This is a genomic window from Acidobacteriota bacterium (genome assembly GCA_020853395.1).
In the GTDB taxonomy this organism is placed as follows: Bacteria; Acidobacteriota; Vicinamibacteria; order Vicinamibacterales; family SCN-69-37; genus JADYYY01.
The window spans coordinates 94,614-113,619 of record JADYYY010000001.1 but is presented as its reverse complement, the minus strand read 5'-3'; the positions used below and the strand labels follow the sequence as shown (position 1 = coordinate 113,619).

Here is a 19,006-nt window from a genome sequence, read left to right as displayed (position 1 = left end):
GTTGAGATGCCAGCCCCCCTGGCGCCGGTGTCGCCGCCGCGGCACCACGCCCGCCCGGTCGCATGCCGGCAGCATCGTCGGACCGGTCAGCGCAGCGCCTCCGCGGGTTGAACCTCGCCCGCGAACACCCGCCGGAAGATCGCGTCGACGTTCTTCAACTGCACCGACAGGTCGAACGCATCCTCGATCACGCCGGGTGAGACGTGCGCCCGCACGTCGGGATCGGCGAGCAGCAGCTCCTTGAAGTCCCGCTGCTCGTGAAACGAACGCATCGCATTGCGCTGCACCCATCCATAGGCCTGCTCGCGGGAGATGCCGTGCTTGGCCAGCTCGAGCAACACGGACCCCGAGAAGACGACGCCCCGCGATCGCCGCAGGTTCTCCAGCATGCGCTCCGGATAGACCACCATGCCGGTCACGATGCGGGTGAACCGGCGAAGCATGTGATCGAGCGCGATGAAGCTGTCGGGCAGGATGATGCGCTCGACCGACGAGTGCGAGATGTCGCGCTCGTGCCAGAGCGCGACGTTCTCGAGCGCGGCCAGGGCGTTGGCACGGACGAGACGGGCCAGCCCAGAAATCTGCTCGCAACCAACCGGATTCCGCTTGTGCGGCATCGCGGACGAACCCTTTTGCCCTTGAGCAAACGGCTCTTCGACCTCGCCAATCTCCGTCTTCTGGAGCCCGCGAATCTCGAGCGCGAACTTCTCGAGTGACGCCGCGAGGATGGCCAGCGCTGTGACGAGCTCCGCATGTCGATCACGCTGGATCACCTGCGACGACACGGGCGCTGGCGTCAGCCCGAGCCGCCGGCATACGGCCTCCTCGACCTCAGGGTCCAGATGCGCGAACATGCCCACGGCGCCCGACAGCTTGCCGACCGAGACCGTCTCGCGCGCCTGAACCACGCGACGCCGGTCCCGCTGCAATTCGGCATGCCACAGCGCGAGCTTCACGCCGAATGTCATCGGCTCGGCGTGCACGCCATGCGTGCGCCCGATCATCGGCGTCCGCCGATGCTCCTCCGCGCGGCACGCCACGGCCTCCATCAGGCGATCGACATCCCGCAGGATGACGTCGCACGCCTGCCGCATCTGCAGCGCCAGCGCGGTATCGACGACATCCGACGAGGTCAGGCCGAAGTGCAGCCAGCGCGCCGCAGGCCCGACGCGCTCGGCCACCGCCGTCGTGAAGGCGATGACGTCGTGCTGAGTCGTCTTCTCGATCTCCTCGATGCGCGCGACGTCGAACGCCGCGCGCTCGCGCAGCGTCCGCGCGTCTTCGGCAGGCACGACGCCAAGGGCCGCCAGGGTGTCGGTCGCGGCCAGCTCGACCTCGAGCCACGCGTCGTAGCGGCGCGTCTCCGTCCAGACGGCCCCCATCTCCGGGTGGGTGTATCGAGGAATCATCCCAGCCCCTGCAGCCGGTCGAGCGTGAGACCGGCGTCGCGCGGTCCAACGACCGTCGCCATGACCTCGCCTTCACGGAAGAGATCCGCCGCCACCCGCCGCACGTCATCACGCGAGACGTCATCGATCGCCGCGAGCAGTTCGTCGAGCGAGAAGTGCCTGCCGAAGTAGATCTCGTGCCGCGCAAGCTGGGACATCCGGCTGGACGTATTCTCCAGGCTCAACATGAGGCTGCCCTTCAAGTGATCCTTCGCCCGCTGCAGCTCCTCGGCCGGGACCGGATCCTGTCGAAGGAGCCGTAGTTCCGCCAGCGTCAGATCGACCACTTCGCCGACCTTCTCGGTCGCGCACCCGGCGTACACGGTGATCGCGCCCGCATCGCTGTAGCTCGTGAGGTTGCTGAAGACCGAATACGCGAGCCCGCGATCCTCGCGGACGTGCTGAAACAGCCGCGAGCTCATCGAGCCGCCGAGAATCGTGTTCAGCACGTACAACGCATGCCGATCGCGATGTGCCTGTTCATACGAGGGCGTGCCCAGACAGATGTGGCTCTGCTCGATTTCCTTGTGCCTGACGACGACGCCGGGCGTGACGGCAGGCGGCGTGTCACCCAGCCGAGGCCCGCCGGCTGGTACCTGGGCAAACGCGTCTTCGACCAGCGTGCGGAGCGCGGCGTGCTCGAAGTGCCCCGCGGCGGCGACGACCAGGTTCGGCGCCACGTAGGTTCGCCCGAAGTAGTCTCGCAATCGCGTCGAGTCGAACGACTCCACGGTCTCGGGCGTGCCGAGGATGGGCCGGCCGAGCGGGTGACGCGACCAGAACTGCTGCGCGAACACCTCGTGAACGAGATCGTCCGGCGCGTCCTCCACCATCTTGATCTCTTCCAAGATGACGCTCTGCTCGCGCGCCACGTCGTCGGACGCAAAGGCGGGCCGCATCACGAGGTCGCTGAGCAGGTCGATGGCGAGCGGCAGATGCTCGTCGAGCACCTTGATGTAGTAGCCGGCGTACTCCTTGGACGTGAACGCGTCCATCTGGCCGCCGATCGAATCGATCGTCTGAGCGATGACCTGGGCGGACCGGCTGGTCGTGCCCTTGAAGAGCATGTGCTCGACGAAGTGCGCCATGCCGCTCTCGACGTCCGACTCGTGGCGCGATCCACGCGTGAGCCAGACGCCGACGCTCACCGAACGGACGTGAGGCATGGCCTCCGTCGTCAAACGCAGGCCATTCGGCAACGTCTCGGCGGTCACCATCGGGACGGGTCGGCCGGCCGAACGACGGCGCCGCACGGCAGCAGAGACGCTAAATTGTTCATAGAGTGAGAGTTACGAGACGCCCTCAAGAGCTCGATGATACCATGAGCTCAGGGACCATTTCCACCGTCATGAATCTCGCGGCCCTCGAACGATTGGAGCTGGAAGCGGCGGCGGTGGCCCTTGGCGGCAAACCGTTTCACGGCCGCCAGATCTTCCGGTGGATTCACCGCCGTGCCGCGGACGACTTCCAGGCGATGACCGATCTGCCGGCCCCCATGCGATCGGCGCTGGCCGCGACCCACTGCATCGACCGCCCGATCGTGGACGCCGAGCAGCGGTCCAGCGACGGCACCACGAAGTTCAGGCTGCGGTTGAACGACGGTCGCCATATCGAGGCGGTGTACATCCCCGACACACCGCGCCAGACGTTCTGCATCTCGACACAAGTCGGCTGCGCCATGGCCTGCGGATTCTGCCTGACCGGCAAGATGGGCCTGGTTCGCCATCTCGCTGCCGGGGAAATCGTCGGCCAGGTCGAGGCGCTCGCCCGGGCGACGTCGCTGGCGGGCGCGTCGTTCAACGTCGTGCTGATGGGCATGGGCGAGCCGCTGCACAACTACGACGCGACGATGAAGGCGCTGAGAATCCTCGGCGATCCCGAGGGGATGGCCGTGCCCTTCCGGCGGATCACGCTCTCGACCGTCGGGGTCGTGCCCGCGCTCGAGCGGCTGGCGAAGGAATCCGAAATCCCGAATCTCGCCATCTCGCTGCACGCGACGACGGACGAGCAGCGCGATCAGCTCGTCCCGATCAACCGCCGGCACGACCTCTCCGCGCTGATCGAGACCTGCCGCCGCTTCCCGCTGCAGGCCCGCCGCCGGATTACGTTCGAGTACGTCCTGCTCGCCGGCGTGAACGACTCACCCGACGACGCGCGCCGCCTCGTCGGGCTGCTCAACGGCATCAGGGCCAAGGTCAACTTGCTGCCACTCAACGAGGCCGCCGGCATCCCGTTCAGGCGGCCGTCCGACGATCGGGTCAACGCGTTTGCGAGGATCCTCGCCGGCCGCGGCGTCACGGTCTCGGTCCGGAAGAGCCGCGGGCGTGACATCAGGGCCGCGTGCGGTCAACTCATCGTGGAAGGTCACCGCGCGTCGGCCGGCGAGACGCTGGCGGCGCGGCTGGCGACGTCGCCGCGTTAGCGCCGCGCCGCATCGAGCCGCTGGGCCGCCTGCTCCACCTTCTCTTCGAGGCGACGTTTGTACGTCCGGAGGCGCTCGGCAACGGCCGGGTCGCCGAGCGCAATCATCTGCGCGGCGAGCACGCCGGCATTGGTCGCCCCCGGCTTGCCAATCGCCACGGTCGCGACCGGCACGCCGGGCGGCATCTGCACGGTCGACAGCAGCGCATCCAGGCCCTTCAGCGCGGACGAATCGATCGGCACGCCGACCACCGGCAGCGTCGTGTGCGCCGCCACGACGCCGGCCAGATGCGCCGCGGCGCCGGCGCCGACGATGAACACCTGCACGCCCTGCTGATGGGCCTCGTCGACCAGACGCAGCACGCGCGCCGGCGAACGATGCGCCGAGGCGACCGTCATGCTGGATTCGATCCCGAGTTCCGTCAGGACATCAGCCGCCGCCGACATGACCGGCGCGTCCGAGTCGGACCCCATGAGAATCAACACTCGCGTCACGCGCGAACCTCCGACTCGGCGGCGACGGCTTTGCGCCCGATGTCGCGCCGAAACTGCATCCCGTTGAACTGGATCTCGCCGACGGCCCGATAGGCCGTCTCCATCGCGCTGCGAAACGTCGCGCCGCGGCCGACGACCGTCAGGACCCGTCCGCCCGCGGTCACGATTCGGCCGTCCATCTGCCGCGTGCCGGCATGGAAAACGAGCGCGTCCGGAACCGCGGCCGCGCGCCGCAACCCGTCAATCGGCTGGCCCGATTCGGCGCTCGCCGGATATCCGCCGGACGCGACCACCACGCCGACGAAGCGATCGACGGACGGGGCGAGCGTGCCACCCTGCACGCAGCCATTCGCCGCCGCAAGAAGCGTCGAGGCCAGCGGTCCCTGAAGCTGCGGCAGAATCACCTGGGCTTCAGGATCGCCAAACCGCACGTTGAACTCGATCACCTTCGGGCCGGCAGGCGTCAGCATCAGCCCCGCATACAGGAAGCCGATGAACGGATGGCCTTCGCGGCGCATGCCTTCGAGGACCGGATCGACAATCCGCGCCTGGATCGTCGCGGCAAGATCAGGCGACACGAGCGGGCTCGGCGCAAACGCGCCCATCCCCCCCGTGTTCGGCCCCCGGTCGTCGTCCCAGATCCGTTTGTGATCCTGGGCGGTGCCGAGAGGCACGGCCCGCGTGCCGTCGCACAGGACGAAAAACGACACCTCCGGTCCTGCCAGGCACTCCTCGATCACCAGGAGCGCGCCAGCGTCGCCGAACTGCCGCTCGACCATCGCGGCATCCACCGCCGCATCCGCCTCTTCACGCGCCATGGCGACGACGACACCCTTGCCTGCGGCAAGACCGTCCGCCTTCAACACGACCGGGTAGCCGAACTCGCCGCTCGCGAGCGTGGCGCGGGCGGCACCGGCGGAGTCGCAGACGCGGAATCGCGCCGTCGGCACGCCATGCCTGGCCATGAAGTTCTTGGCGAATGCCTTCGAGCACTCGAGCTGCGCACTCTGGCGCGACGGTCCAAGAATCGGACGGCCATGGGCGCGGAAGAGATCGGCCGTCCCACGATCGAGGATGGCCTCGGGCCCCACGACGGTGAGGTCGACGGCTTCTGCCTCCGCCAGCCCGAGCATGGCCGCCGGATCGGAGGTATCGACCGGCCGCAGCCTGGCGACCTCCCCAATCCCCGGGTTCCCAGGCGCAGCGATGACTTCCGAGACCTCCCGGTCCTGGCGGAGCCGCCACGCCAATGCATGCTCGCGCCCACCGGTTCCGAGAACGAGGACTCTCACGGCGACGATTCTAGCCCGGACGCACGGTTCCGCCGGCCCGTCCGGCGCTCTTCGGGCGCGGACGACAGCACGGGGGCGCCGTGGTAACCTACCGTGCTGCCCGTGTCATCAGCGGGCCAGCCAGTCCAGCGGGAAAGGGGGTGTCGTACCGTGGCGGAAGTCAAGATCCAGGAAGGCGAGTCCATCGAGAGTGCCCTCCGGCGCTTCAAGCGCAAGGTTCAGCAGGAGGACATCATCAAGGACATCAAGAAGCACTCGTTCTACCTCAAGCCCGGCGACAAGCGGCGCGCGAAGCAAGCGCTCGCGCGCAAGCGCTCCCGCAAGAAACAGCGGCGAGAGCTGGAGTAGCGGGCACCAGCTGGGGGCCTTGTGGAATTGCCGCACAGCCCCTAGACTGAGGGCGTTTTTTCCGACAATGGTCGGGCGGTGTCGAGTGTCCCCGTCCCTGCGGGATGCCGGCGCGGTCAATGATTCAGCGGCGCTGAAGCGGCTGCGGTAGAGGAGTTTCGCATGCAGATCGAGGAACGAGTCGTCGACGGTGTGACGATTCTCGACCTGAAGGGCAAGATCACGCTCGGTGAAGGCGACGAAGCCCTGAAGGACAAGATCAATTCGCTCGTCCAGCAGGACCGCCGCCGGATTCTGCTCAATTTCGCCCAGGTGCCGTACATCGACAGCGCCGGCCTCGGCGAGGTCGTCCGGACCTACACGACCGTGAGCCGTCAGGGTGGCCAGTTGAAGCTGGTGAACCTCACCAAGCGGATCACGGACCTGCTCTCGATCACCAAGCTCCTCACGGTGTTCGAGACCTTCGATTCCGAAGCCGACGCACTCAAGACCTTCTCATAGACTATGAAGGGGCGTCTGCCCCGCTCATGGCGAGAGGTACCATCACGTCGGCCCGGCCGGGCAACGCCGCCCTGGCCGTGCACCTGCTCCGTTCGCTTCGCCCGCACCAGTGGACGAAGAACCTGATCGTGTTCGCCGGCCTGATCTTCGGGCTGGCGGACACGGAACACACCAGCACGATGAGCGACACCGAGGCGGTGGCTCGCGCGGTGCTGGCGTTCGCCGTCTTCTGTGTGTTGTCCGGCGTCGTCTACCTCATCAACGACGTCCGTGATGCCGATGCCGATCGCCGGCACCCGGTGAAGTCCAGACGGCCGATCGCGTCGGGCGCCCTGCCGGAGCGTGTCGCGGTGGGAGCCGCCGCGGTGCTGTCGACGGCGGCCGTCGCGACGGCGTTTCTCATCGGCCGCCCGTTCGGCCTGGTGGCGGCGATCTACCTCGTGCTGCTCGGCCTGTACTCCGCAACCCTGAAGCACATCGTCATCCTGGACGTGCTCACGATCGCGGTCGGGTTCGTGCTGCGCGCGATTGGCGGCGCCGTGGCGATCGACGTCTCGTTCAGCCACTGGCTGCTCCTGCTGACGCTGCTGCTCGCCCTGTTCCTCGCGCTCAGCAAGCGGCGCGCCGAGCTCGTCACGCTGGCGCAGGACGCCAGCGGCCATCGGCGCATCCTTGCCGAGTACAGCCCGTATCTGCTCGACCAGATGATCAGCGTCGTCACCGCGTCGACGCTCCTCGCCTACGCCTTCTATACAATCGATCCTGACACCGTGCGGAAGTTCGGCACCGATCGGCTGCTGTGGACGGTGCCGTTCCCGCTCTACGGCATCCTCCGGTACCTCTACCTGGTCCATCAGCGGTCGGGCGGAGGCAACCCGTCGGAGACGCTCCTGACCGATCGCCCCATCCTCGGGTGCGTCGCGCTCTGGGGGGCCGCGGTGATCCTGATTCTTTACGGTCCCTGGCGATAGGCCGGGACAACGAGGCCCATGGCACGCTCAAAGGTCGCACTGCTTCGCACCACGCCGGCAACGGTTCTCGAGGACTATCACCGGCTGCTCAACCTCGCCGACTACCAGCAGGAGATCGCCCGCGACGCCGATACGGCGCTGAAGGTCAACATCTCCTGGCATTTCTTCTTCCCCGGCTGCTCGACGACGCCGTGGCAGCTCGAAGGCGTCATCCGGGCGATGACGCGGGACGGCTACGACCCGGCGCTGATCCATGCCTGCCACAACCGGACGGTCGTCATCGACGCGCACTTCGGGGAACGCGAGAACAAGCAGGTCAACGTCGTCGAAGCGCACGGCCTCCGGAACGTGCACCTCTACGAGGGGAACGAAGACTGGATCAACATCAGGGACGCCGTCGGCGATCTGACGAAGAAGTTCCTCTGTCTGAACGAGGTCTACCCGGACGGGTTCATGATTCCCCGCCGGTTCATCGGCGAGAACATCATCCACCTGCCGACGGTGAAGACCCACGTCTTCACCACGACCACCGGCGCGATGAAGAACGCGTTCGGCGGGCTGCTCAACGAACGCCGTCACTGGACGCACCCGGTGATCCACGAGACGCTCGTGGACCTGCTGATGATCCAGAAGAAGATCCATCGCGGCGTGTTCGCCGTCATGGACGGCACGTTCGCCGGCGACGGTCCGGGACCGCGGTGCATGGTGCCGTACGCGAAGAACGTCATCCTCGCGAGCCGCGATCAGGTGGCGATCGACGCGGTGGCCGCGAAGCTCATGGGCTTCGATCCGCTGTCGATCAAGTTCATCCGGCTCGCGCACGATCTCGGCCTCGGCTGCGGCGACCCGCGCGAGATCGAGATCGTCGGCGACGCGGCGGCTGCCGCCGAGAACTGGCATTTCGCGGGGCCGTTCCGGAAGATGACCTTCGCCTCGCGAATGCAGCACAAGATCTACTGGGGGCCGATGAAGAAGCCGATCGAGTGGTCGCTGAAGACCGTGCTCGCTCCCTGGGCCTACATCGCCAGCGTGGTCTATCACGACAGCTTCTGGTACCCCGTCAAGGCGCGGACGATGATGCACGACGTGCTGGCGAGCCCGTGGGGGCGGCTCTTCCAGCACTGGGAGCAGGTGACGCCGGATGACCGCGGGTATCCGCGGATTCCCGGCGAGCCTGCCGAAATCAAGCGTACCGGCTGGCGCGCGCTGGCGAAGTCCGGCGCCATTCTGGCGACCTGCATCAAGGAAGCGCCGGAATTCGGGAGCCGCCGCCGCCACCGGCAGACCACCTAGCGCCACACGCGCCGGGAGCGAGGACCATGGGAGAGATCAACGTGCGGGCCGATGCGATCGACGTCGAGCAGATCATGCGACAGATCCGCGCCCGCATCCGGGAGAAACGCGGCGTCGACTACACGGAAGCCGAGCTGCAGCAGCTCGCGCAAGTGAAGCTGGAGACGTTCCTCGATCCGCGCGGCGTCCGCTCCGACCTCGTCGAGCGGTTTCGAGCCGAACGCACGGTGGCGCCGGCGCCGCCGAACTACGAGTTCGAGGAAGACACGCTGTTCGAGACGCACCGGGGTCCGCTCCGCGCGCTGCGTCGCCTGCTGCGCCCGATCCTGAAGCTGTTCTTCAACCCCGACAAGATCACCTCGGCGCTCCACGTCCAGGCTCGCGTGAACACGCAGGCCGAGCAGCGGCTGCGCCGGCTCGAGGATCGGGAGCCGCTCTACTACGAGCTCATCCACAACCTCACGGTCGAAGTCACGCGCCTCGGCATCGAAACGCACAACCTCCGGATGCGCGTGGAGTCGCTGTCGAGCCGGCTGGACTTCGACGAACGCCGGGCGCGATCGCTCGAGAGCACCGTCCAGTTCAAGCCGCAGCCTTCACGCCAGCCGGTTGCCGCCGTCGCAACGCCGGCCGCCGCGACCGAGCCGCAGGCCGCCGACAGCGCAGCCGCACCGGATGCGGGCGACAATGCGTCAGGCGAACGGCGCCGCCGGCGCCGCCGCCGTCGTCGCCGGCCGGGCCGCACGCTCGCCGACGGCGTGTCAGGGAGCGGCTCGCCATCGGAGGCGGGCGGGTCTGCAGAGGAGCCTGACGATCGAGCGGATGGCGACGACGGGCCGGACGGTGGCGACGGGCCGGACGACGCCGACGCCGCCGCGCAGTGAAGCTGGCGGTCGTCGTCCAGCGCTACGGCGCGGACATCAACGGCGGCGCGGAGCTGCACGCCCGCTACATCGCCGAACGCATGGCGCGCCACGCCGACGTGGACGTGTTCACCACGTGCGCGCGCGACTACGTCACGTGGGCCAACGAGCTGCCGGCCGGCACCGAGACGATCAACGGCATCCGGGTACGCCGGTTCGAAGTCAGCCGTCCGCGTGATCCCCACGACTTCGGCCGGCGATCGACTCGAGTCTTCGAACGCGTCCACTCGGTCGCCGACGAGCTGAAATGGCTCGACAGCGAGGGGCCGAAGAGCGAAGCGCTCGTACACGCGGTCGCGGCCGCCGCGGAGACGTTCGACTTCTTCCTGTTCTTCAGCTACCGCTACTATCACGCGTTCCACGGCGCACGGGCAGCCGCCGGCCGCGCGGTCCTCGTCCCCACGGCCGAACGGGATCCCGCTATCGGGCTCGCGATCTTTCCACCCGTGTTTCGCGGAGTCCGCGCGATCATGTTCAACTCCTTCGAGGAGCGCGCCATGATTCAGCACGTCAGCGGCCGCGAAGGCCCGGGCGTGGTCGTCGGTGTCGGATCGGAGATCCCGGACCGCACACAGCCATCGCGATTCAGGAAGCGGTTCGACGTCCGCCGTCCCTACGCGCTGTACATCGGGCGGATCGACGAGAACAAAGGGTGCGCGGAGCTGTTCTCGTACTTCGAGCGCTACGCGGCCGGCGCACGGCACGGCTTGGACCTCGTGCTCATCGGGTCGAGCGTACTGCCCGTGCCGTCACATCCGCGCATCCGTCATCTGGGCTTCCTTCCGGATGAAGACAAGTTCGATGCGCTCGCCGGCGCGGACCTGCTCATCATGCCGTCGCAGTTCGAGAGCCTGTCCATGGTCGCGCTCGAGGCCTGGGGTCTCGGCAGGCCGGTCCTCGCCAACGGGCGGTGCGACGTGCTGCGCGGTCAGGTGATCCGAAGCAACGGCGGGTTGTACTACGAGAACTTCGAGGAGTTCGCCGAGGCGCTGTATCTGCTGGAGGGAACGGGCCCGCTCGGAGCGGTGCTGGGGCGATCGGGCCGCGACTACTTCCGCCGGCACTACACATGGCCCGTCATCGAGCGCAAGTACCTCGACATGTTCGCGAGGCTCACGCGGGAGCCCGCGCCCGCGATGGAGCCGCTGCCGGGATGGCTGGCCCGCCGGCGGCGCCTCGTGCGCCCCGCAGACGAGGTGCTGGCCGAGATCCCGGCAGGCCCGGTGCTCGCATGACGGAACGGACCGGCAGCAGGCGGCGCGTTCACCAGATCCTCGCCACGCTCGGCTACGGCGATGCGATCGGCAACGAAGTCCTCGGCATCCGCCGCGCCCTTCTGCGCGCGGGCTTCGATTCGGAGATCATCGTCGAGACTGCCGATCCGCGGCTGGAGCACCTCACGGTGGACTACCGCGACATGGTGAACGAGCTCGCGGAAGACGATCTGCTCGTCCACCATTTCTCGCTTGGATCCCGCGCGTCGCGCACGGCCTTCGCGGTCCCGAGCCGGATGCTGCTCGTGTACCACAACATCACACCGCCCGAGTACTTCCTCGGCGTGCACGATCAACTCGTCCGGCAGTGCTACCACGGCCGCCGCGAACTGCTGCCCTACCGGTCACGGTGCGAGCTGGCGCTGGGAGACTCCGAGTTCAACCGGCAGGAGCTGGAAGCGCTCGGCTTCCCGCGCACTGCCGTCCTGCCCGTGGTCCCCGACTTCACGCATCTGTCGGTGCCAGCCGACCAGCGCATCCTCGACGCGTATGACGATGCCTGGACGAATCTCTTGTTCGTGGGCCGACTGATTCCGAACAAGCGGCCGGACAACCTCATTCGAATCTTCCATGCCTACAAGACGCTGTACAACCCGCGCTCGCGTCTGATCCTGGCGGGCTCGTACGGCGGCTTCGAGCAGTACCTCGCGCAACTGCACGGGCTCATCGCCCGCCTGGGCGTCGCCGACGTGGAGATCGTGGGCCAGGTGTCCAACGAGGAGCTGACGGCGTACTACGACGTCGCCGACGTGTTCCTCTGCGCGAGCGAGCACGAGGGCTTCTGCGTCCCGCTCATCGAGGCCTTCCACAAGCGCGTGCCGGTCGTCGCGCTGGCCTCGACGGCCGTGCCGGCCACGATGGACGGCGGCGGCATCCTGTACGACGCGCCGGACCCGCGACGCGTCGCCGCGATCGTGCACGAGGTCGTGGCGTCCGCCGACGTGGAGGACGACGTCCTGGCGCGGCAGGACGCCGCGCTGGCTCGTCTGCTGGCCCGCGACTTCTCCGGCCTCGTCGTGCGCTTCGTCGAGGACGCGCTCTCGGAACCGCGCCGGACGTCTCGGCCTCTGGTCGCACCTGGATTCTGGGACCAGTTCACGCTGGCGAACACGCTCGAAGAGATCCGGCAGACGAGGCCGGCGGCGTTCCGCGCCTTGCCGCTTCCGCCCGACGAGCGCGGCGCCATCGCGGACCTGGGACATCGCGCGTGATCGTCAACCAATGGATCCCCGCCGCGCATCGCGGCGATGCCGTGGGCGACAACGCCCGAGGTCTCCGCGATCTGTTCCGCCGCTGGGACCTCGAGTCGGAGATCTACGCGCTCACGATCGACGACGATCTGCGCGACGAGGTCAGGCCGTGGTCGCATCCCGAGGCGCGTGATGGAGACGTCACGATCCTGCACTTCGCGGTGCCGTCGCCGATGACCGCGGCGCTCGCGACCCTGCCCGGCACGCGGGCGCTCTGCTATCACAACGTGACGCCGGCGTCGTTCTTCGCGCCGTTCGACGCCGCGATGGCGCGGCTCGCGCTGATCGGCCGCCGCGAGCTCGCCTCGCTCGCCGATCGGGTCGACCTCGCGTTCGGCGTCTCCGAGTACAACCGCCGGGAGCTCGACGCGCTCGGGTTCTCGAATACGGGCGTCCTGCCACTCCTGATCGATACGGCGCGGCTCGCCGCGGCGCCGCGGGTCAGACCGCTGGAACGCCTGCTCGACGACGGCCTCGCCAACATCCTGTTCGTGGGACGGGTCGCGCCGAACAAGAAGATCGAGGATCACATCCGGCTGGCCGAGGTGTACAAGCGCTACGTCGACAGCGACTATCGCTTCATCTTCGTCGGCAAGACCGACGCCGTGCCGCGCTACTACGACGCGGTGCGGGCGCTCGTGGCCGAGTACCGCATGCTGCCCGAACGGTTCTGGTTCGTGGGCGCCGTTCCGACGGCCGAGCTGGCGACCTACTACCGGCACGCGCACGCCTACGTGTCGCTGAGCGAGCACGAGGGCTTCTGCGCGCCGCTCGTCGAGTCGATGGCGATGGACGTGCCGGTTCTCGCCTACGCCGCCGCGGCCGTGCCCGAGACGCTGGGCGGAGCCGGCGTGGCCTTCTCGCCGAAGGACTTGGAAGTCGCGGCGGAGCTGCTCGGCACGCTCGTCTACGATCGGGCCGTCCGCGATCGCGTGATCGACGGCCAGCGTCGGCGTCTCGACGCCTTCGCCCCCGAACGCGTGGAGCCGATGGTGGAAGCGGCACTGGAAGCCGCCGGCGTCTGACGCGCGCCCGAGACAGGAGCCACGTGAAGATCGCATTCATCGTCCAACGCTACGGGGCCGAGATCCTCGGCGGCGCCGAGTATCACTGCCGGTTGATCGCCGAGCGCCTCGCCGAGTCGCACCAGGTGGAGGTGCTGACCACTTGCGCGCGCGATTACGTGACGTGGAAGAACGAGTACGCCGAAGGCGCGGACCGACTGCGCGGCGTGACGGTTCGCCGCTTCGCCACGGCCAGGACCCGCGACATCGACGCGTTCAACCGCTATTCGGACTGGATCTTCTCGAACCGCCACGGGCGCGCCGAGGAGCTCGAGTGGCTCAAGCAGCAAGGCCCATGGTCGCCGGCACTGATTGAGTACCTCGAGCGCCAGCACCAGCAGTACGACGTCCTGATCTTCTTCACGTACCTCTACGCCCCGACGGTGCTCGGCATCCGGATCGCGCCGTGGAAGAGCCTGCTCGTGCCGACCGCCCACGACGAGCCAGCCATCCGCCTCGGCATCTACGAGGAGGTCTTCGCGAGCGCGGCGGCGATCGCATGGAACACGGACGTCGAGCGGCGGTTCGTCTCCTCGATGTTCCGGCTGGGCACGCTCGTCGAGGACGTCGTCGGCTGCGGCGTCGACTTGCCGGAAGGCGAAGATCCGCAGGACGGCGAGCACATCGTCGTCGCGCCGCCGAGCCGCGAGGCGCTCGCGCCCCATCTCGAAGGTCCGGCCAACGCGTTCCGGCGCCGGCACCGCATCCACACGCCGTTCGTTCTGTACGGCGGCCGGATCGATCCAGGGAAGGGATGCGAGGAGCTGCTCGAGTACTTCCAGAGCTACGTGAAAGAGGGCGGCGACATGACGCTGATGCTGATGGGCACCAAGCTCATGCCGTTGCCGGAGGACCCGCAGGTCCGTTTCGCCGGCCTGCTGCCAGACGCCGAGCGCCTGCACGCGCTCGAGGCCGCGACCGTCGTGGTCGTCCCGTCGCCGCACGAGAGCCTGTCGCTGCTGGCGCTCGAGGCATTCGCGGCCGGGACGCCCGTCCTGGCGAACGCCCGCGCGGAGGTGCTCGTCGAGCACTGCCGCCGCAGCAACGCCGGCTTGTACTACGCCGACCGCTGGGAGTTCATCGAGGCGCTGAAGCTCCTGCAGCGCGACGCCACGCTCCGCGCCGGCATGGGCGCGAACGGCCGGCAGTACGTGGGCCGCCACTATCGATGGGGATTGATCCTGGAGAAGTACGAGCGGCTGTTCGCGCGCCTGCGCGAGTCGCGCGAGGATGCCGCAGAGCGGCCGAGCGCGGTCGCGAAGGATCGGGAGCGGCGTGACCGCGATCGGCTGCGCTCACGCCCGCGCGGCCAGGCGGATCGCCGGCGTTTCCACGGCGATCGGGAACGCCGCCGCGAACGTCGCTGACGCCGGGCGTTACGGGTCCTCCGCCCCCTCCCCGGCCGGCTCGTCGCCGTCGCCAGCCCCCCGCTTCCGGCGCGGCCGGATGTCGTAGCGCTTCATCATCTCGTTGAGCGTGGTCGCCTTGATGTGCAGCAGCTCGGCGGCCTTCTTCTGGACGCCGCCGGCCGCCTCGAGTGCGGCCTCGATGTACCGGCGCTCGTGTCCGATGATGACCTCGCGGAAGTGAATGCCCTCGGCCGGGATGACGACCTCCGGCACGCCGCGCGCCGGTGACGCGCTGACGTGATCGGGGATGAGGTCGGGGCCGATCTCGCGGTCGCCGCAGAGCACGACCGCGCGCTCGATGACGTTCTCGAGCTCCCGCACGTTGCCCGGCCAGTCGTAGGCCATCAGCCGATCCATCGCCTCGGGCGTGACCACGAGGGGCGGCTTCCGGCTCTCCTCCACGAACTTCTCGAGGAAGTGCTGGACGAGCAGGGGGATGTCGTCCTTGCGATCCCGCAGCGGCGGCAACTGGATGAAGATCACGTTCAGCCGATAGAACAGATCCTCGCGAAAGTCCCCCGCCTCGACCATCGAACGGAGATCCACGTTCGTGGCCGCGATGATCCGCACGTCGACCTTGATCGTGTCGACGCCGCCGAGGCGCATGAACTCCCGCTGCTGGATCACGCGGAGCAGCTTCGCCTGGGTGTCGAGAGGGATATTGCCGATCTCGTCGAAGAAGATCGTCCCCTTGTCCGCCACCTCGAAGAGGCCCTTCTTCGGGTACACGGCGCCGGTGAAGGCACCCTTGACGTGGCCGAAGAGATTGGACTCGAGCAGATCGGGCGGCAGGTTGCCGGAATTCACGGTGACGAACGGCTTGTCGGCGCGCGCCGATCGGCGGTGCAGCGCGTGCGCGACGAGCTCCTTGCCGGTGCCGCTCTCCCCCTGGATCAGCACGGTGGCGCGGCTCGGCGCCGCACGGGCGATGAGATCGTAGACGGCGCGAATGCGGGCGCTGCCGCCGATGATCTCGTCGAAGCGGTGCGTGTCGGACCGCAGCCGGCTGCGCAGCTCGCGGTTCTCCAGCACGAGCCGCCGCCGCTCCGCAGCGTTGCGCAGGACGGCGAGCACTTCGTCGTTCTTGAACGGCTTGGTGAAGTAGTAGAAGGCGCCCTGCTTCGTCGCCGCCACCGCGCTCTCGATCGTGCCGAACGCCGTGATCATGATCACCGGCAGGTCCTCGTCGACGCGCCGGATGTCGTCGAGCACCTCGAGCCCGTTCTTGTCGGGCAGCATCAGGTCGAGCAGGACGGCGTCGACCGGGTGGTTCCCGAGCTGCTCCATCCCTTCGGCCGCCGTCGCCGCCTTCACGACGTCGTACCCCTCGCCCGTCAGCAGCGCTTCGAGCGCCTCGCGGATGATCTCCTCGTCGTCGATGATGAGAATCGTGCCCGGCTGTTCTGCGCCGGACCGGGCAGGGTCAACGCGCACCGGCCGCCTCCGTCCTGGTTCGATCGATGAGCGGCAGCACCAGCCGGAACAGCGTGCCCTTGTGGAGATCGCTCTCGCAGGTCAGGGTGCCGCCATGCTCCTGCACGATGCCATAGGTCACCGATAGCCCGAGGCCGATGCCCCGGCCTTCCGCCTTCGTCGTGAAGAAGGGATCGTAGATGCGCGACAGGTGCTCGGCCGGAATCCCCACGCCCGTGTCGGCGACCTCGACCACGACGTCGTGCTGCTGCACCGAGGAGGTCACCGAGAGCCAGCCGCCTTTGGACATCGCGTCACGTGCGTTGAGGAAGAGGTTGAGGAACACCTGCTGCAGCTTGTACTCGATGCCGCGGACGATGAGCGGCTCAGCCCAGAGCTGCCGCCGAACCTGGATCTTGCTGACCTTGAACTGGTGCTCCAGCAGCGCCAGGACGTCGGTCAGCGTCGCATTCACGTCCACCGGGCCGGTCTCGCCTCCAGCCGGACGCGCGAGGTTCAGCAGGCTGCTCACGATCTTCGCCGCGCGGAACGTCTGCTGCTCGATCTTCTCGAGGAGCCCGGTGCGCGGATCGGCCGGGTCCGCCTGCTCCAACAGCATCTGCGTGAAGCTGGAGATGCCGGTGAGCGGCGTGTTCACTTCGTGGGCGACGCCGGCGGCGAGCAGCCCGATGGCGGCCATCTTCTCGGAAAGCTGCAGTTGCTCCTCGAGGTTGGCCCGCGCGGTGATGTCCTCGAGCACGATGATCCAGCCTGCCTGGCCCGCGTCGGCGGTGCGGAAGGGACAGATCGCGGCGTTCAGGAGCAGGTGCGTGCGATCGCGCCGCGCCTCGATCGGCACGCGGAACAGCGTGGTGCCGGACGGCGACTCGCGACGCGCACCGATCAGCGCATCCGCGAACGCGGGGCTGAACAACGTCTCGAAGCGCTGGCCGATGGCCTGCTGCCGCGGCAGGCCCAGCAAGGCCTCCATGCGCTTGTTCCAGCGCAACACGCGGTCCTGCATGTCGACGACGACGATCCCGTCGGTCAGCGATTCGATAACGCTGTCGCTGAACTGGCGCAGCCGCTCGATCTCCTCCGCCTTGCCGCTGAGCTGGTGATAGAGGCGCGCGTTCTCGAGCGCGGTGGCGGCCTGCGCCGCGACCGCCGCGAGCAGCGTCATGTCCTCGCTGTTGAGCGGCTCGCCGCGCGGGCGGCGGCCGGCCGCAATCGCGCCGATGGCCGACTCGTTCGAGACGCACGGTACGAAGTGATACAACCCCGCGTCGCGCCAGGGTGCCGCCTCGTCGCCCGTCAGCCGCCGCGCAGGCACCGGATCGTCCACCGCCGAGAGCTGTCCGGCGCGCAGCCGCGCGGCCAGCGCAGAGGCCGGGTCGATCCGCGGCACGAGCGCCGCGTCGGCGCCCGCCGCTGCCGTTGCCGTGTAGCCGCCATCGCCGCGGTGGAGGAAGAGCGCCATCCGATCGACGCCGAGCGTGTCGCGTATGCGGTCGACGAGCCGCGTGCTGAGCCGATCCAGATCGAGATCGCTGTTCAGCTCGCGCGCGAAGTTGACGAGCGCGCGGCGGTAATCGTAGCGATCGCGGTAGTACAGGCGGTCGAGCCCGGACTGGATGGCGCGGCGGAGCCCCGGCGCGACCAGCGCGACGATGAGCGTCGCGAACAGCGCCCAGAAGCTGCCGCTCTCGTTGCTGGCGCCGAGCACCAGCCCGACGAAGCGCAGCGTGCCGCTGTAGATGCCCGCCAGCACGAGCACGACCGCCGCGCCCGCCAGGCCCTTCTTGACGAGCACTTCGATGTCCATCAAACGGTAGCGGACGAGCGCCGACGCGAAGGCGAGCGGAATGCCGCCGAGCAGCACCGCGGTGTAGGGCGCGTACGGCGGCACCTCGCCCAGGAGGAGCGGCAGGATGTACACGGTCACGAACGGCACCGCCCCGACCGCCGAACCCCACACGATCCAGCGAAGCTGACGACGCGCCGTCACCGAGCGGAGCCTCGTCAGCGCTCGCACCATGAGCAGCAATCCGCCGAGCAGGCAGACCGCGAGATACACGTAGGCCAGCCGTTCGATCCGCTCGAGCGCTGCGAGCGGCGAGGCCACGCCGGATCGGTTCGTCAGAATGAGAATCCGCTGGACGCCGAGCGCCAGCGCCGGCAGGTAGATCACCGGCCAGGATCGCCGGCCGACGGCAGTGCGGATCCAGGAATGCGGGCGCTCGGGAAAGACCAGCGCGAAGTGGAAGAAGAGCGGCGGCAAGACCAGACGGGCCACGGCATCCGCCCACTCGAAGAAGTAGTCGAGGCGATCGTATCGGCCGCTGGGCGAGAACGAGAGCACACCGAAGAAGGCGACGCCGAGCCAGAAGAAGTGAAGCGTCGCCTGATCGTGGGGCCGTCGCAGCCGCACCGAGGTACCGATGGCGAGCGCGAGGATGCCGACGAGCGCGAGCGAGTAGTACAGGCCTCGGGCGACCCCGGGCACGGGACGAGGAACCACTTGCAGGATGCGATCGACGCCGGCACGTCGCATGCGGTACGAGAGCGGGCGCCCGGCCGGCGCACTCCGCACGACGCGCCGCGCCTCGGCAGGCGTCTCGATCTCTTCGTCATCGATCGAGACCAGCAGGTCGTCCGGCTCGATCCCCGCGCGCGCACCGGCCATCGACGGCGCGATCTCGACGGCCGCGACGCCCTGCGCCGACTGCCGCCACAGCACGCCGTCCTCGGCGTCGCCGTTCCAGGTCTTGATGAGCGCGATGTTGACCACCGCCAGGCAGACGAGGACGACGGCCACGGCCACCGGCAGACCGACGCGCACGAACGGCCGCAACAGACTGGACAGCGACATCACTTGATCGGGCGCCGGCCCCGCAAGGACCA

16 protein-coding genes are annotated in these 19,006 nt (G+C 68.3%); 10 read left to right on the top strand and 6 right to left on the bottom strand.

All coding sequences use genetic code 11. The features are described 5' to 3' along the window. Positions 1-86 precede the first annotated feature (86 nt). Together IT184_00495 and IT184_00490 are read right to left on the bottom strand one after the other, a co-directional pair. Positions 87-1,409, bottom strand: coding sequence for an adenylosuccinate lyase (locus tag IT184_00495; GenBank protein ID MCC7007273.1), 1,323 nt, complete (start codon positions 1,407-1,409; stop codon positions 87-89). Further along, positions 1,406-2,665, bottom strand: a complete 1,260-nt coding sequence (locus tag IT184_00490; protein ID MCC7007272.1) for an insulinase family protein — start codon at positions 2,663-2,665, stop codon at positions 1,406-1,408. The genes IT184_00495 and IT184_00490 overlap by 4 nt, the downstream gene beginning before the upstream one ends. Positions 2,666-2,796: 131 nt before the next feature. Between IT184_00490 and rlmN the strand changes: the two genes are divergently transcribed. Beyond that, a complete protein-coding gene (gene rlmN, locus IT184_00485; protein ID MCC7007271.1) occupies positions 2,797-3,870 on the top strand; it encodes a 23S rRNA (adenine(2503)-C(2))-methyltransferase RlmN in 1,074 nt (357 codons plus the stop codon). Here the strand turns inward: rlmN and purE are convergent. After that, a complete protein-coding gene (gene purE / locus IT184_00480; GenBank protein ID MCC7007270.1) occupies positions 3,867-4,343 on the bottom strand; it encodes a 5-(carboxyamino)imidazole ribonucleotide mutase in 477 nt (158 codons plus the stop codon). The two genes, rlmN and purE, sit on opposite strands and share 4 nt — an antisense overlap. Positions 4,344-4,360: 17 nt before the next feature. Then, complete coding sequence (purD, locus tag IT184_00475; GenBank protein ID MCC7007269.1) at positions 4,361-5,656, bottom strand: phosphoribosylamine--glycine ligase; 1,296 nt, start codon at positions 5,654-5,656, stop codon at positions 4,361-4,363. A gap of 150 nt (positions 5,657-5,806) precedes the next feature. Here purD and IT184_00470 point away from each other — a divergent pair, with 150 nt between their 5' ends. The 9 genes from IT184_00470 to IT184_00430 all read left to right on the top strand — a co-directional run bounded on the left by IT184_00470 (position 5,807) and on the right by IT184_00430 (position 14,647). Then, the gene (locus IT184_00470; protein MCC7007268.1) at positions 5,807-6,004 is read left to right on the top strand and encodes a 30S ribosomal protein S21; all 198 of its coding nucleotides are present in this window, start codon (positions 5,807-5,809) and stop codon (positions 6,002-6,004) included. 162 nt (positions 6,005-6,166) lie between these two features. Beyond that, the gene (locus IT184_00465; GenBank protein ID MCC7007267.1) at positions 6,167-6,505 is read left to right on the top strand and encodes an STAS domain-containing protein; all 339 of its coding nucleotides are present in this window, start codon (positions 6,167-6,169) and stop codon (positions 6,503-6,505) included. Between the two features lie 26 nt (positions 6,506-6,531). Continuing rightward, positions 6,532-7,476, top strand: coding sequence for a decaprenyl-phosphate phosphoribosyltransferase (locus IT184_00460; protein MCC7007266.1), 945 nt, complete (start codon positions 6,532-6,534; stop codon positions 7,474-7,476). 18 nt (positions 7,477-7,494) lie between these two features. Beyond that, a complete protein-coding gene (locus tag IT184_00455) occupies positions 7,495-8,769 on the top strand; it encodes a DUF362 domain-containing protein (GenBank protein ID MCC7007265.1) in 1,275 nt (424 codons plus the stop codon). Positions 8,770-8,795: 26 nt separating this feature from the next. Further along, complete coding sequence (locus IT184_00450; protein MCC7007264.1) at positions 8,796-9,653, top strand: hypothetical protein; 858 nt, start codon at positions 8,796-8,798, stop codon at positions 9,651-9,653. Beyond that, the gene (locus IT184_00445) at positions 9,650-10,927 is read left to right on the top strand and encodes a glycosyltransferase (protein MCC7007263.1); all 1,278 of its coding nucleotides are present in this window, start codon (positions 9,650-9,652) and stop codon (positions 10,925-10,927) included. Before IT184_00450 ends, IT184_00445 begins: the two co-directional genes overlap by 4 nt. Beyond that, positions 10,924-12,177: a glycosyltransferase family 4 protein gene (locus tag IT184_00440; protein MCC7007262.1), complete on the top strand. Its 1,254-nt coding sequence runs from the start codon at positions 10,924-10,926 to the stop codon at positions 12,175-12,177. Before IT184_00445 ends, IT184_00440 begins: the two co-directional genes overlap by 4 nt. Next, positions 12,174-13,241 (top strand): glycosyltransferase, encoded by a 1,068-nt coding sequence (locus IT184_00435; GenBank protein ID MCC7007261.1) that lies wholly within the window; start codon positions 12,174-12,176, stop codon positions 13,239-13,241. The genes IT184_00440 and IT184_00435 overlap by 4 nt, the downstream gene beginning before the upstream one ends. A gap of 23 nt (positions 13,242-13,264) precedes the next feature. Beyond that, positions 13,265-14,647, top strand: coding sequence for a glycosyltransferase family 4 protein (locus tag IT184_00430; protein MCC7007260.1), 1,383 nt, complete (start codon positions 13,265-13,267; stop codon positions 14,645-14,647). A gap of 9 nt (positions 14,648-14,656) precedes the next feature. On the opposite strand, the gene IT184_00425 is transcribed toward IT184_00430, so the two are convergent. Next, on the bottom strand, positions 14,657-16,123 hold the full coding sequence (locus tag IT184_00425; GenBank protein MCC7007259.1) for a sigma-54-dependent Fis family transcriptional regulator: 1,467 nt from the start codon (positions 16,121-16,123) through the stop codon (positions 14,657-14,659). Further along, complete coding sequence (locus IT184_00420; GenBank protein MCC7007258.1) at positions 16,113-18,974, bottom strand: GAF domain-containing protein; 2,862 nt, start codon at positions 18,972-18,974, stop codon at positions 16,113-16,115. Before IT184_00420 ends, IT184_00425 begins: the two co-directional genes overlap by 11 nt. Between the last annotated feature and the right edge of the window lie 32 nt (positions 18,975-19,006).